Source organism: Paenibacillus hamazuiensis, assembly GCF_023276405.1.
GTDB lineage: Bacteria > Bacillota > Bacilli > Paenibacillales > NBRC-103111 > Paenibacillus_AF > Paenibacillus_AF hamazuiensis.
In genome coordinates, this window is record NZ_JALRMO010000001.1 from 7,761,604 (window position 1) to 7,775,955 (window position 14,352).

Sequence of the window (14,352 nt, forward strand, 5' to 3'; positions counted from 1 at the left end):
AGAGACAAGCCCATTTTCAAAAACGGAAAGGTGAACGGGTTATGAGCGAGTCGGTACGCATTTTGGGGGTACCTTTTTCCAAGCTGACATTTCAGGAGACGGTGAAGCTGCTGGAGCATACGGCGCAATCGGGCGGGCGGGACAAGCCGTTCCATCTGATAACGGCCAATCCGGAAATCGTCGTCCGCTACCAGGAGGAGCCGAAGCTGCAGGAAGTGATGCACGCGGCCGACCTCATTACGCCGGACGGGATCGGCATCGTGCTCGCGTCCCGCTGGAGAGGGGAGCCGATCGCGGAAAGAGTGACCGGCTACGAGCTTCTGGTTGAGCTGCTGAGCATCGGGCAGCGCCACGGCTGGTCGTTTTATTTGCTCGGAGCGGATGAGGAAACAAACCGGATCGCCGCGGAAAAAATCGCCGAGCAGTACCCCGGGGTACGAATCGTCGGGCGTCATAACGGGTTTTACAAGCTGGAGGAGGAAGCGGGCATCGTGAAGGAAATCGCCGCGGCGGAGCCGGATTTCCTGATCGTGGCGATGGGCGCTCCCCGGGCGGAGCATTGGATTTACAAATACAAATCCGCCGTGCGGGCGAAGGTGGCCTTCGGTGTCGGCGGCAGCCTCGATGTGATCGCCGGCAAGGTGAAGAGGGCGCCGGTCATTTGGCAGAAGCTCAATCTGGAATGGTTGTACCGCCTGCTTTCCCAGCCGTCGCGCTGGCGCCGGCAGCTGGCGCTGCCGATTTTCGCCTTCAGGGCGCTGCTGGAATGCCGCAAATAGCGGGTTTGCAGCCCGCCGTTTGCAGGTGCCGTCAGGCCGCGCAGATTTACTTTTAGCCACGGGACCCCTTGGACCAATGTTATCAGGATATGGAGCGTAGTTTATAAAACATAGCGGAACTCACATTCGCTATCCTCGGATAAATGAGCACTTTGAAAAAAATAGAGGAACTGAGATGCGCTAAATCGGTGGAAAATGGTGTGTGTACCGGATGAAAAGACAAATAGATCATCTCAGTTCCGCTAATTTTCAAAACTATCCGAAATGGACCCGCTTAGCGAACCATAGTTCCGCTAAGGCTCGCTTAACCTGACAACGTTTCCCCTTAGACAGGCCGGCCCCCGTGAGTTTGTTTTGCCCGAGGTGGCTTATGAGAGCTTATTTGGACTTATTGCAGGATATTTTGGATCACGGCGTGCAGAAGGAGGACCGCACCGGGACGGGGACGCTTTCCGTGTTCGGCCGGCAAATGCGCGTCGATTTGGCGCAGGGCTTCCCGCTGCTGACGACGAAAAAGCTTCATGTGAGATCGATTTTTCACGAGCTGCTTTGGTTTTTGAGCGGTGACACGAACATCAACTACTTGAAGGAAAACGATGTGACGATCTGGGACGAGTGGGCCGACGAGGACGGCAACCTCGGAAGAGTGTACGGCGCGCAGTGGCGCACTTGGCCGACTCCGGACGGACGGACGATCGACCAGATTTCACAGGTGATCGAGCAGATCAGGAAAAATCCCGACTCGAGAAGGCATCTCGTGAGCGCATGGAATGTGGCGGAGCTGGGTCAAATGGCTTTGCCGCCGTGCCATTACGCGTTTCAGTTTTATGTGGCGAACGGCAAGCTGTCGTGCATGTTCCAGATGAGGTCGGTCGATACGTTCCTCGGACTTCCGTTCAATCTGGCGTCCTACGCGCTGCTCACCCATATGGTGGCGGAGCAGTGTGATCTGGGAGTAGGCGACCTGGTGTGGACCGGGGGCGACGTGCACCTGTATTTGAACCACCTCGAGCAGGCCAAAAGGCAGCTTGCCCGCGAGCCTTATCCGCTGCCCAGACTGGTTATCAAGAGAAAGCCGGCATCGATTTTCGATTATAAATACGACGATTTTGAAATTGTCGATTATAAGCATCATAAAGGCATCATAGCTCCGATATCCGTATAAGCGGCAGGGAAATATAAAGTATGTTTGCAAACAATGCGCTCTACAAGCGGAAAAGGAAGGTGCCGGAGTGAGCATCCATTTTTTGTTGGCCATGGACGAAAACCGGGCGATCGGCCTGAACAATCAGCTTCCGTGGCGTTTGCCGGCCGATTTGGCCTACGTGAAAAAGCTGACGATGGGGCATACGCTGCTGATGGGGCGCAAAACGTACGAGTCTATCGGCAAGCCTCTCCCCGGGCGTAAAAACGTGGTCATGACGCAGCGGACGGATTACCGTCCGGAGGGCTGCGAGGTCGTACACAGCGTGGAGGAAGCGCTGGAGCGGTACCGGAACGACGAGCTGTTTATTTTCGGGGGCGCGGAAATTTTCAAGCTGTTTCTTCCGTACGCGGAACGGATGTACATAACGGAAATCGCGCACCGGTTCGAAGCCGACACCTGGTTCCCGGAGGTCGATATGTCGGAATGGAAGGAAGTATCGCGGACCGAAGGCGTTGTTGACGAGAAAAACAAGTATCCTCATGCGTTCGTCGTCTACGAGCGGCAAAATAAGGAATAAGATTCCGGGTGTTGGCGCATCTTAATGGATGCTGGAGTTGGGCAAATGAAGGACGGCGTCGGAAGCGCCGAAGTTTCGGCGAACCGCTGCCGCCGCCTTGCCAATACGCACCGGAAGGATGAGCGAACCTATGACCCAGGAAGAACAGCACCAAATGCGGGAGCGGCATGGCGTGGACAACGCCGAGAAGGCGATCCAGATGGTCAAATACGCCGAGATGGAAGTCAAGCAGGCCCGCGAGAAGTCCGATCCGAAGAGGCTGCAATCCGCGCTCGGCAAGCTGCAGAACGCCCAGCACATGGCCGACGATGCCCAGGCCCAGCTGGAGGAATTCGATAACCTGCACCATCATCAGGAGCTGGAGCAGGTGCAGCAGCAAACCCATCAATCGCTGCAGGATGCCGGCATTGCTTTGGAAGAGGCGCTTCAGCCGAAGCAGGTACGCTGAGGCTTATGACGCAATCCGGTCAATAACAGGCCGTACCGCCGCAGAAATGACCATAAGAGACCGTTCCGATCGGCCGACAGCCGATCAGGACGGTCTCTTTTCTATTGGATACGGAACAACCGCCCAATCCAAAATGTCCTGATCTAATACACTAGTGGAGAAAAAGGCAAAGGAGCTGATCATGACATTGAGTCGATTGACGGCAGTGGCACTGCAAAAGGCAGCGAGAAAAACGATTCCCGTTTATCGCACAATTGCTAACAATCCGATATACGCAGCTAAATTCACGGCAGCCATCCGCAGCAACAATCTGAGGGCGCTAAGTCGGCTGGTCGGAAGAGTCACTTCGGGTTTCAACGATTTGGGGGCCAACACGTTCGGATTTAACATCGGATTTCCGGCCCCGCCGCCGGCGAACCAGGTGGAAAATGCGACTCACACGAGGGAAAGCGTTCTTTTGACCGTCAGAAGCTTAAGAAGCATTTCGAGGAGAATTTTGCCGCTGTACCGGAAAATCCGCGACAACAGTACATTCGCAGCCCAGCTTGTCGCCGCAGCCAGAAACAGAGACAACGCAAGGATTCGCACCTTGATCTCGCCTCTTCTGCCGGCCGGCAGCCTGCTGCGGGTGCGAAGCAACAATTCAAGCATCCTTCTGGAGATCCGATCGTCGACAGGGGTTGTCTTTATCAATCAATTTTTTGTACTGTAAAAGATTGCCGTCACCAGGACCGCCCATATATGGCGGTCTTTCCCCTTTTTCGAGGCAAACGAATTTCTGCTAGAATGATCTCGAAGGCTGGGAGGGGGATCCGAATGAAATTCCAAAAAAACATATTCACCAAAATGAACGCGGTTATACTTATTTTTCTCATACCGGTCCTGCTGCTCTACGGCTTATCGAACCAGGCCAGCGTGCAGGTTGTCGAAGCTAATCTGCAGAAGGAGAACATGAATCAGCTGGAATTTTTCCGCAAGCAAATCGATGCGATGGCTTTAAGTTTGGCCATGAATGCGAGCACGCTCACTCGCGACCCTACGGTGATAGGGTTGGAAAACATCATGCTGACCGGCGACCGGCAGAAGATGTACCAAACCGAATCGACCGTTCAGGAAAAATTGACGCTGCAAAGTTCGGCGAGCAGCTGGAATAACGAAATTACGTTGTATTTTCCGACCGAGCGAAAAACGGTTTCCACTCTTTACCGTCAAGTGCCCTACGACGAAAAACAGCTGGACCGCGATACGCGGAAATCCGGCTGGATTTACCGTTCGGACCCCGACCGTCCGGACATGTCCTCCTTTGTGTATTACGCCGGAGGGCCGATCAGCGATAACGGCAGGCTCGAGCAAAGCGTGGTCGTGGTCGAGCTTGCCTTCTACGAGCAAAATATTACGTCGCTGCTGGACCAGCTCAAAACCGGCAGCAAAGGCGATCCGTTCATGGTGGACGGGCAGGGTCATTTCTCCTACAACCGCAGTTCCGACCGGGACAAAACGAACGAGGTGGCCGCAGCGCTGTACAAGCAGCCGCATCAGGACAAAGGGAGCTTCAATGCGGAAATCGCCGGCAAAACGTTCCTGGTCAATTACGTGTATTCGCAAGCTCTCGGGTTTTATATCGTCGACTATACGCCGATGGAGCAAATATTGTCGCCCATTACGGCGATCCGGAACTGGTTTTACTGCTGCATCGCGCTGCTGCTCGTAGTCGGGCTTATGGCCTCTTACCTGCTGTACAAGCACGTCCAGCTTCCGCTGCAATCGCTGATCGGCGGGTTAAAAAGGTTCCAAAACGGAGATTTCAGCGTGCGGCTGAAATCGTGGTTTCATAACGAGTTCGATTTTGTCGTCGTCCGGTTTAACGAGATGGCCGAGCAAATTCAGCACCTGATTGAAAACGTATACGAGGAGAAGAACCGTTCCCGGCTCGCTACGCTGAAGCAGTTGCAGGCGCAAATCAACCCGCATTTCCTGTACAACTGCCTTAACTTCGTCATCAGCTCGACCAACCTGGGGCGGAGCGATTCGGTCATCGCCATGGCCTACAACCTGAGCGATTATTATCGTTATATCACGCGCCTCGACGATCCGAATACGCGTCTTAAGGACGAGCTTGGACTCGTGAAAAATTATTTGGAGATCCATTTGCTGCGGCTTCAGCGGATTCGCTACGAGATCCGGATGCCGGAAGAGATGCTGGATATTCCGCTGCCGCGGCTGCTCATCCAACCGATCGTGGAAAATGCGATCGTGCACGGCCTGGAGCCGAAAATGGGCGGAGGCGACATCGTCATAAGCGGCGAACGCAGCGGAGAATACGTGCGCATCACGATAGAGGATAGCGGCGTCGGACTTTCCGGGGAACGGTTGAAGGAGATCAGGGAGCGGCTTGAAAGGCCGATGGATGAAACGACGGGCTGCGGATTATGGAACGTGGAGCAGCGTCTGAAGTACCGGTTTGGGGAAAGCGCCGGTCTGGAGCTGTCGCCCGCGAACGATACGGGAGGACTTCGCGTGACCATTTATTGGAGAGGAGAGTACGGATATGATGCGATTGCTGCTGGTGGATGACGAACCTGTCATTTTGGAGGATTTATCATTGTTTTTGAGCGGCTTGCCGGATGTGGAGCGCGTTTATACGGCGGGCTCGGGGCAGGAAGCGGCCGAGCTGCTTGCGCAGTTCCCGGTCGACATCGTGGTGACGGATATTCGCATGCCGGGAATGTCGGGACTCGAGCTTTGCGAGCATGTCATACAAAACCATGCCGACAATGTGCTGTGCATCCTGCTGTCCGGCTACGCGGAATTCGAATATGCGCAGCAGGCGCTGAAAAATGGGGCGGCGGCATATTTGCTGAAGCCGGTGAAAAAAGACGAGCTGCTGCAAACGATCCGCCGGACGTGGGAATCGCTGCAGCAAAAACGCGAAGCTGCCGAATCCGGCCGGAAAGCTCAGGAGACGCTGCGCTCGCATTTGCTGCAGCTGAAAGCGTCGCTGCTGAGAGATTTGCTGAAAGGGAAGAAGCTGCCCCTAAAGACGCTGGAAGAGGAAACCGGGAAGCTGGGCATCCCTTTTGCGGCGGAGGAGGACGTGGCGGTGGTGATGCTGAGAATTGAGAACAGCTTTCTGGAATACGACGAACGCAGCATCTCCTTGTTCGAATACGCCATCGTCAATATTGCCGAGGAAGTGTTTCAGAAGCATTTCGAGGTGTGGGCATGCAAGGACGATAACCATTATTTGACCATGCTGCTCAAAATAAAAGCTCCTTCCGCGGAGGATTCCGCTGCAAGAAAGCTGCTGGAGCAGCTGATTCCCGAGCTGCAGCATTTTGTCACCTTCTATTTGCACGGAAAAATTTCGGTGATCACGAGCGGCTTCGAACCGTTTCCTCACGGAGTGGCCGAGCTTTACCAGCACGCGCTGGTCACGCTGAGGAGGCTGTCAGGCAGCGAGGAGGGGCATTTTATCCGTCTGTGGGACCAGCCTTCGCAAATGCCGCTGCGCCCTCTGCAGCGGCTGTACGAGCCCCCTGTGCTGCTGCAGCTTTTGGAGACGGGGCGCTGGCAGGATGCGTGCGAAAGATTGGATTATATTTTCGGAGAGTTAAACGGGAATGGAATGGATACCGCGGAATATATATCCGAGGTGTTCTACGCGCTCTCTAACGCCTATACCCGGATCGTTCATATGAACGGCCTGCAGTTGGCCGACGTCACCGAAGAGCCTGTGGTGCCGGCGAATGCCGCCGCGTTTCGCACGGTCAAGCAGCTGCGCGATTGGTCCCTGCACACGCTGCAGCGGATCAAAGACCGCGTGCTTGCGGGCAGTACGGAAAACCGGGGTTCTTTCGTTTTGCAAATCCATCAGTATATCGAACGGCATCTGGCCGAGGATGTGACGCTGCAGGCCATCAGCGAGCAGCTTCATCTGCACCCGGCGTACATTTCGGCGATGTACAAGCAGGAAACGGGCGAAAACTTAAGCGAGTACATTTACCGGTACCGGATGGAGAAAGCCGCATATTTGCTGAGAAACTCCAAGGCGAAGATCTATGAGATCGCCGCCGGGGTCGGATATCAATATACGCCGTATTTTACCAAATTGTTTAAAGGTTATTTCGGCTCGTCCCCACAAGAATACCGGGCCATGTCCGGCCGGGAGTGAGCTTGCGCATCTGCTTGAAATTGTCATCTATTTTCTTAAAAAATCATCCGTATTCGTGCGGACAGCCCTGTCCTATACTTTGGGTATCGGCAGAAACATATCGAAGAAAGAGGGGGCAATCAAGTGAACCGCATCATTTTGGATACGGATATCGGAACGGATTCCGACGACGCCGTCGCATTGTCGCTGGCGATCAGATCGCCGGAAATCAAACTTGAGGGAGTTACGACGGTTTACGGAAACGTTCACGTGCGGGCGGAAATCGCCAAAAAAATTATGGCTTTAAGCAGTGAGGAACAAGTGGAGGTTTATCCCGGAGTGGTGAGGCCCCTGCTGCATAACCGCGAAGTGTTTTGGGCGGGAATCGAAGGGGAAGGACTCGACATCGACGCCGGGAGTGCCGAAGAGACGAAACATGCCGTGGATTTTATCATCGAGACGATTATGAAAAATCCCGGCGAGATTACGCTGGTGACGATCGGGCCGCTGACCAACATCGCTGCGGCGATCATCCGCGAGCCGCGCATCGCGAAGAACGTCAAGGAAATCGTCATGATGGGCGGTGTGGTCCGGCTGTCCCACAACGCGGCGGAGCTTCCCCATATCGAGCATAACATCAAATGCGATCCGGAGGCGGCGTCCCTTGTGTTTTCCAGCGGCGCGCCGATCTTGATGGTCGGGCTTGACGTAACCCGGCAGGTGTCCATTACGCGAAAGGACAAGGATGAGCTGGCATTGTCCGGAACCCCGCTTGCCGTCACTTTGACCAAGCAAATCGAAGGGTATATGGATTACCGCAAACGGGATTTTACGTTCATGCACGATCCGCTCGCGGTAGCAACGCTGCTTGACCGCCGGCTCGTGAAAACGAGAAAAATGAACATTACGGTCGAATACGATCACAGGCACCCGACAGGGCAGACGATCGGCGAGCTGAGCGAAACCGGCAACGTGGAGGTTTGCCTGGAAGTGAACCGCGACGCCTTCCTGGACCTGCTCAAAGCAAGGGTATTTAATTAACCAATACAAAAAATACAAGAGCGTGTTCAAATAGAGAGCGAAACCGCGAACATCCTATTTGATAATGCTCTTTAGGGGGAACCTTCCGATGAAAAAAATGAAATGGATCGCCGTGTGTGCCGGCATATCCCTTCTGGCCGCAGGATGCTCCGCCAAACCGGAGGCTCAGCCGCAGCCAGCCGCCAAACCGTCCGACAATGCAGCGCCTGTCGAAATCACGTATTTGGCCAACTCCAGCTGGGAAAAGCCGATTAAAAAAGTGGTCGATGCGTTCGAAAAGGAAAATCCGAACATCAAGGTGAATCTGCAGCTCAGCCCGACGACCAAGCTGACCGAGACGATCGAAATCAAGCTGGCGTCCAAAGCCCAGGATCTGGACGTCATCTCCGTCGACGTGCCTTTGACGATGGGTTATGCGCTGAAAGGTTATCTCGAACCGCTCGACGCTTTGCTCGGAGCCGATGCGAAGTCGAAATGGATTCCTTCGGCGACGGAAGCCGGATCTTATCAGGGGCAGCTCATGGCCGCCCCGATGAACTCCTCGAGCGTCGTTTTGTTTTACAACAAGGATTTGCTGCAAAAAGCCGGCGTTGCGTTCCCGTCCGACCAGATCAATTACCGGATGACATGGGAGAACGTGGTGGAGGTAGCCAAAAAGCTGTCCGCGGATACGAACGGGGACGGCCAAAACGACGTGTTCGGCTTCAGCTTCGATCAGGTCGGAAAAGCTTACCAGCTGCTGGCACTCGCGCAGAGCAAAAACGCCAAGCCGCTGAGCGATGACGGCCTGACCGCCAAAGGATACACGAACTCGCCGGAAATGGTAAACGCCTTCCAGTTCTACTCCGACCTGTTCAACAAATGGAAGATCAGTCCGAAAATCAAACGCGAGGAAGCGCTCGATTACTTCATTTCCGGCAAAGTGGCGCTGTTCCTCGCCTCCACTCAAAACATGCCGAGAATCAAGGATGCCGGCATGAACTTCGGGATCGCCCCGCACCCTTATTTTGAAGGCGGGAAAATCGTGACCCCGACCGGAAGCTGGCACGTGGGCATTTCGAAATATTCGACGAAAAAGGAAGCGGCCGCCAAGTTCGTCCAGTTTTTGACGCTCGGCAAAGGCTCGAAAATCTGGTTCGACGAAAACGGTGCGCTCCCGGCCAGCAAGGAGCTGCTCGATCAAATCGACAAAGATTCGAAGTATCAGGAGTTTCCGAACAACATCATGAAGCTGGCGGCAAGCGAAGCGCGGGAAACGGCGGCTCCGCGCCCGAAAACGCCGGGTTACCTGGAATGGGAAAACAACGTCAACAAAGCGTTCGAGGATATCAAAAACGGCTCCGACCCGAAAAAGGCGCTCGACGATGCCGCAGCTTTGATCGACAATCAGCTGAAGAAATACCAGTCCGTCGTCAAATAAACAAGTGGATAAGGATGGGGAATCCATGTTTCCCATCCTCTCTTTTTAAGATCCCAGAATTGAAGGGGTAAGCTGTCATGAAAAAAGAAACCATTGCGCCGTATCTGTTTTTGCTTCCGGCTATTGTAGGGCTCGGCATGTTCAAATTGTATCCCGTTTTGAGCGGGCTTCGGCAAAGCTTTTACGCGCCGGCCTTCTTGCAGGCAAGCGAAACGTTTATCGGCTTGAAAAACTATATATCGCTTTTCACCGACCCGGTATTTTGGAGCTCGCTGAAAATTTCCCTGCTGTTCAATTTGTTCGTGAATCCGATTCAAATTTTTCTCGCCTTTATGCTGGCGCTTTTGCTGAATTCGAAATTGAAGCATATCGGCATTTTCCGAGGCATCCATTTCGTTCCGGTCGCCGTGTCGATTCCGACGGCATGTATATTGTGGAACATCATGCTGAGCCCGGAGCAGGGCGTGGTCAACTCGGTGCTGGTCGGACTGGGCCTGGAGCCGCAGCCTTTCCTGACCGGCAGCAAGCAGGCGCTCGCCTCCATTATCGGCATCGCCACGTGGAAAGGCGTAGGGTATTGGGCGATATTTTTGCTCGCCGGACTGCAGGAGGTGCCGGAATCGCTTTACGAAGCGTCGTCCATGGACGGCGCGTCCCGCTTCGAGCAGTTTAAGCAGGTCACCTTTCCGATGATGAAACGCTCGCTGACGTTTGTCGCGGTATCGGTAACCGTTTCCAACTTTTTGCTGTTCTCGCCGATGTACATTTTGACGCAGGGCGGACCGGAGCACAGCACGAACGTGCTGATGCTGGAAAGCTATAACAGCGCCTTCCTGTACTCGGATACGGGCAGAGCGTCGGCGATTGTGATCATTTTGCTGCTGATGACTTTATGCATCGTTGCTTTGCAGTTCAAATTCCTCAAGGCCAAACATTAGAAAAGGTGAGCTTATGAACCGTAAAAAAGGCTCTGTACCGCTGCTGTATGTCATTCATACGATCCTGGGGCTGATCGTGCTGCTGCCCCTGGCGTTTGCGCTCGTTTCGTCGCTGCGTCCGCTGGACGACATTTTCCGCTATATGTCCCCGGTTTCCTGGAAAACGTTCGTCCCCGTGCATATCACGATGGATGCGTATGTCTCGCTTTTTGTGGAAAGAGGTTTTGGCAGAATCTTCTTCAACACGTTTTACGTTTCTTTCGTTACCGTCCTGTTCGGGCTGATCATCGCTTCCATGGCTGCTTTTGCTTTTGTGTATTTCGAATTCAAGGGCCGGTCGCTGCTGTTTTTTCTCGTGCTGCTGACGTTCATGATTCCGTTCGAGGTCATCGCGATTCCTCTGTACAGCCTCGTCGATCAATTGGGCTGGATCGATACGTATTCCGGCATCATCGTTCCGGGTCTGGCCAATGGCCTCGTCATTTTCCTGTACCGGCAGTTTTTCCTCGACCTGCCGAAAGCGCTGATCGAATCGGCGCGGATCGACGGAGCGTCCTGGTCCAGAATTTATGCGGGCATCATTATGCCGCTCTGCAAACCCGTCACGGTAAGCGCCGGCCTGCTTATTTTTATCCACCAATGGGAATCGTTCATGTGGCCACTCATTGCAACCCGGTCCAAAGATTACAAGGTGATCCAGGTGGCGCTCAGCGATTTTATTACGGAATTCGCCACTTACTGGAATGAAATGTTCGCCGGAGCGATGATTGCGGTGATCATCCCGGTCATCGTGCTGCTTCCGCTGCAGCGTTATTTTGTAAACGGCATAGCGAATACAGGATCAAAGGAGTAAGGAGGTGTTTCCTATCGGTAAGATCGTTGTTGTGGGCAGCATCAATATGGATTTCGTGTATTACGTGCGAAATCATCCGCTTCCGGGAGAGACGATTTCAAGCGATAAGGCGGAGCTGAAATCCGGCGGCAAAGGAGCCAATCAGGCGGTTGCCGCAGCGCTGGCCGGAGGAAACGTCACCTTGTTCGGAGCTGTGGGGAACGATCCGTTCGGTCGCGACATCGTAGACGGACTTGGACAGTATGGCGTAAACACCGAGAAGATTGTACGGAAGGAAACGACGACGGGAACCGCGTTTATCACCGTCAACGATGCAGGGGAAAACACGATCGTTATCGGCGAAGGGGCAAATGGCCGCTTATCCGTAGAGGATCTGGCCGATCTGCCGGGACTGCTCGATCCGGCCTCCGTGCTGCTTTTGCAGAACGAAATTCCGTGGAGCTGCGCGGAGTATGCGATTGAGGCGGCCCGCAAACAGGGCGGCAAGGTTTATTTGAATCCGGCTCCGGCTGCATCGGTCCCGAAGGACATTTTTCCGCAAATCGATGTGCTGGTATTAAATGAAACCGAAGTGGAATTTTTCACGGGCATCCGGTTTGACGACGATTTTTCGCGGGTGCATCAAGCTGCCGATCATCTCCTTCAGGCGGGCGTCAAAGAGGTCGTCGTTACGCTGGGGGATAAAGGTTCATTTTATATGAACAGGCAGGGCAAGGTCATTTACACTTCGGCCTGCCGGGTCAATGCCGTCGATACGACGGCCGCAGGGGATACGTTTATCGGCACCTTTATCGTAGAGCGGCAGCGTTTGTCGCCGCTTAAGGAATGCCTGCTCAGAGCAGGCGCGGCGTCGGCGATTGCTGTATCGCGGGCAGGCGCCCAGGAATCGATCCCGCGCGCGGATGAGGTTGCCTTGTTTATGAAGCAGCTGAACATCGAACGTCAGCCGGAGGACTGAAGCGGGCTTGCCCGCCCTCACCGGACCTATGGACAAAATGCGCTTGTCCCTTTACGATGGATATACTTGCCGGAACGAGAGGGGACTTGCTTTGTATGAGGTTTTGGGGGACGAAGACGATGGCTTCCGTTGCCGTGGCGCTGACGCTAACGCTCGGGGCGGGCGGTGCGGCGCACGCGGCCTCATCGGTATCTTATGAAACATCCACAGTAACTTATAACGGGAAAAAGTTTACGGTGCAGTGGGCCGCGGCCGACCTGAAGGACCCTTATCTGCGGGTCATGCCGGTGGTGGCTGAGGCCGGGATCGGCCATGTGGAAAGCTTCGCCGATATGATGGAGCGAACCGGCGCCGCTGCCGGCGTAAACGGGACGTTTTTCGACGCGTACGAGCCGGATGAAACGAAGCGGTACCCGAACGGACTTATGCTGGGCGAAGGTCATCCCGTGCGAACGGGAGACAACCAATCGCTCGCCGTAGGTGCGGACAAGGCGCCCTTCGTGCACAAGCTCAAGGTGCAGGTAAGCGTCAAGGTGAAGCATAATCAAGCGGTGTACGCGTTCGAGCCGTGGGGAGTCAATACGTATTACGGCGATGAGACGGAAGGCCAGGTCGTCGTTTACACGCGGGAGTTCGGAGATACGATCACGTTTACGAATGCGAAGAAAGCGGTGGTCGAGAACGGCCGCATTACGGCGCTCACGGAGGATGAAGCGGCGGTTCCCGAGGAAGGTTATGTGATCGTAGTCGGTCATACGCCCGGCAATGACACCTATTTGCTGCCCAACCTTCACGTCGGGGATGAGGTGACGCTGGAGACGGCGGTCCATGATACGGATCTCGGGACGACCGGCGGCATAGCAGACTACGAGGCGGCGATCGGCGTCGGGCCGAAGCTGCTTACGGAAGGCGCCGTCGACGTCGATTTTGCCCGCGACGGCTTCGACGATCCGAAAATCACGCAGACGGCGAACGTGCGAAGCTTCACCGGTGTGGACGGCGAGGGCCGGCTCGTTATGGGCACCGTCTCTTCCGCCACGGTGGAGGAGATGGCGCATGTGCTGGCGGAGCTGGGTTTCGTTCAAGCGATGAACATGGACGGCGGAGCCAGCTCCGGTTTGTATGTTGACGGGGCGATAAAACGCGCGCCGGGCCGGCTGCTGAGCAACGCGCTGATCGTCAAGCGTTACGACCGGCCGCAGGTGCAGGTCGCGGTGAACGGGCAGCTGATCGCCGGGATGCGCGGGTTTGTGACGGAAAGCGGCGTGACGATGGTGCCGTTTCGCGGCATTTTCGAGCGGATCGGCGCGGAATTCCGCTGGGACGGCGATGCCCGCGTGCTGACCGCGAAGCGCGGAGCGGTGGAGCTGACGCTGCGTCCGGATGCGGCGCAGGCGACGGTCGGCGGCCGCAGCGTTCCGCTCGACGCGGCGGCGGTGATCGTGGACGGGCACATGTACATCCCGCTCCGCTTCGTCGCAGAGACGCTGGGAGCCGCCGTCACGTGGGACCAGGCGCTGTACCGCGCTTCGCTGCAGCTGAAGTAGCGCGAGGTGCTTGACGGACGCGCAGCTGCGGCAAAACCAAAAAGCCGCTCTCTGGTGACAAGGGGGCGGCCGGATTGTTGACAAAGCCCCGGTTTTCGGGGCTTTGTTTTATAGTGCATGACTTGGCGGTGCAGGTCCTCGCCGTAAAAAACCGTGATCGGTAAGCTGCATTCGGAATATGGTAGCTGAAAAGGAGAATACACCAGTTTTGAGGGGCCCTTGATGGTATGGCGTCCGGTATACGGGCAGGCTAACGGTTGCTGATGAGCTTATTTGGCTCAAAAACGTCATTTCTAAATCGTAACGGTTGTGGCTGAGCTTATTTCACATCTTGTATCCCTCAAAACGATAAAAGTTCACAAATAACCGCTCTGGCAACCGTTACCGTTCCAAGATCGCCCATTTGGCTTCAATAAGCTCACCTGCAACCGTTACACCATCCGCATGAGCCGTAACCGACTTTCGGGTGTTATAGTTAGAAAGATTAGACTGTT

13 protein-coding genes are annotated in these 14,352 nt (G+C 55.0%); all 13 read left to right on the forward strand.

The genetic code is table 11. The features are described from left to right. The first annotated feature begins 41 nt into the window (after positions 1-41). The 13 genes from MYS68_RS34275 (at position 42) to MYS68_RS34335 (ending at position 13,858) form a co-directional block, all read left to right on the forward strand. On the forward strand, positions 42-779 hold the full coding sequence (locus MYS68_RS34275; protein ID WP_248930029.1) for a WecB/TagA/CpsF family glycosyltransferase: 738 nt from the start codon (positions 42-44) through the stop codon (positions 777-779). Positions 780-1,149: 370 nt separating this feature from the next. Then, the gene (gene thyA, locus MYS68_RS34280) at positions 1,150-1,944 is read left to right on the forward strand and encodes a thymidylate synthase (protein WP_248930030.1); all 795 of its coding nucleotides are present in this window, start codon (positions 1,150-1,152) and stop codon (positions 1,942-1,944) included. Positions 1,945-2,011: 67 nt separating this feature from the next. Then, entirely contained in the window at positions 2,012-2,503 is a 492-nt protein-coding gene (locus tag MYS68_RS34285; protein WP_248930031.1) for a dihydrofolate reductase, read from the forward strand. A 130-nt stretch (positions 2,504-2,633) separates the two neighbouring features. Next, complete coding sequence (locus MYS68_RS34290) at positions 2,634-2,951, forward strand: hypothetical protein (RefSeq protein WP_248930032.1); 318 nt, start codon at positions 2,634-2,636, stop codon at positions 2,949-2,951. A 181-nt stretch (positions 2,952-3,132) separates the two neighbouring features. Further along, the gene (locus tag MYS68_RS34295) at positions 3,133-3,663 is read left to right on the forward strand and encodes a hypothetical protein (protein ID WP_248930033.1); all 531 of its coding nucleotides are present in this window, start codon (positions 3,133-3,135) and stop codon (positions 3,661-3,663) included. Positions 3,664-3,767: 104 nt separating this feature from the next. After that, complete coding sequence (locus MYS68_RS34300; protein ID WP_248930034.1) at positions 3,768-5,525, forward strand: sensor histidine kinase; 1,758 nt, start codon at positions 3,768-3,770, stop codon at positions 5,523-5,525. Continuing rightward, entirely contained in the window at positions 5,500-7,122 is a 1,623-nt protein-coding gene (locus MYS68_RS34305) for a response regulator (RefSeq protein WP_248930035.1), read from the forward strand. Before MYS68_RS34300 ends, MYS68_RS34305 begins: the two co-directional genes overlap by 26 nt. Before the next feature lie 123 nt (positions 7,123-7,245). Next, positions 7,246-8,142 (forward strand): nucleoside hydrolase, encoded by an 897-nt coding sequence (locus MYS68_RS34310; RefSeq protein WP_248930036.1) that lies wholly within the window; start codon positions 7,246-7,248, stop codon positions 8,140-8,142. 88 nt (positions 8,143-8,230) lie between these two features. Next, positions 8,231-9,562 carry an extracellular solute-binding protein gene (locus MYS68_RS34315; protein ID WP_248930037.1) on the forward strand — a complete coding sequence of 444 codons (1,332 nt, stop codon included), beginning with the start codon at positions 8,231-8,233 and terminating at the stop codon, positions 9,560-9,562. A 77-nt stretch (positions 9,563-9,639) separates the two neighbouring features. Continuing rightward, positions 9,640-10,500: a carbohydrate ABC transporter permease gene (locus MYS68_RS34320; RefSeq protein ID WP_248930038.1), complete on the forward strand. Its 861-nt coding sequence runs from the start codon at positions 9,640-9,642 to the stop codon at positions 10,498-10,500. Between the two features lie 13 nt (positions 10,501-10,513). Further along, positions 10,514-11,353 (forward strand): carbohydrate ABC transporter permease, encoded by an 840-nt coding sequence (locus MYS68_RS34325; protein ID WP_248930039.1) that lies wholly within the window; start codon positions 10,514-10,516, stop codon positions 11,351-11,353. A 4-nt stretch (positions 11,354-11,357) separates the two neighbouring features. Then, on the forward strand, positions 11,358-12,311 hold the full coding sequence (gene rbsK / locus MYS68_RS34330) for a ribokinase (RefSeq protein WP_248930040.1): 954 nt from the start codon (positions 11,358-11,360) through the stop codon (positions 12,309-12,311). A 95-nt stretch (positions 12,312-12,406) separates the two neighbouring features. Then, positions 12,407-13,858, forward strand: a complete 1,452-nt coding sequence (locus tag MYS68_RS34335) for a stalk domain-containing protein (RefSeq protein ID WP_248930041.1) — start codon at positions 12,407-12,409, stop codon at positions 13,856-13,858. Positions 13,859-14,352: the final 494 nt, after the last annotated feature.

Bases quoted from the DNA above. Each gene is read 5' to 3' on its own strand.
- MYS68_RS34275 (WP_248930029.1), top strand. From the start codon at position 42: ATGAGCGAGTCGGTACGCATTTTGGGGGTACCTTTTTCCAAGCTGACA.
- thyA (WP_248930030.1), top strand. From the start codon at position 1,150: ATGAGAGCTTATTTGGACTTATTGCAGGATATTTTGGATCACGGCGTG.
- MYS68_RS34290 (WP_248930032.1), top strand. From the start codon at position 2,634: ATGACCCAGGAAGAACAGCACCAAATGCGGGAGCGGCATGGCGTGGAC.
- MYS68_RS34295 (WP_248930033.1), top strand. From the start codon at position 3,133: ATGACATTGAGTCGATTGACGGCAGTGGCACTGCAAAAGGCAGCGAGA.
- MYS68_RS34300 (WP_248930034.1), top strand. From the start codon at position 3,768: ATGAAATTCCAAAAAAACATATTCACCAAAATGAACGCGGTTATACTT.
- MYS68_RS34305 (WP_248930035.1), top strand. From the start codon at position 5,500: ATGATGCGATTGCTGCTGGTGGATGACGAACCTGTCATTTTGGAGGAT.
- MYS68_RS34315 (WP_248930037.1), top strand. From the start codon at position 8,231: ATGAAAAAAATGAAATGGATCGCCGTGTGTGCCGGCATATCCCTTCTG.
- MYS68_RS34320 (WP_248930038.1), top strand. From the start codon at position 9,640: ATGAAAAAAGAAACCATTGCGCCGTATCTGTTTTTGCTTCCGGCTATT.
- MYS68_RS34325 (WP_248930039.1), top strand. From the start codon at position 10,514: ATGAACCGTAAAAAAGGCTCTGTACCGCTGCTGTATGTCATTCATACG.
- MYS68_RS34335 (WP_248930041.1), top strand. From the start codon at position 12,407: ATGAGGTTTTGGGGGACGAAGACGATGGCTTCCGTTGCCGTGGCGCTG.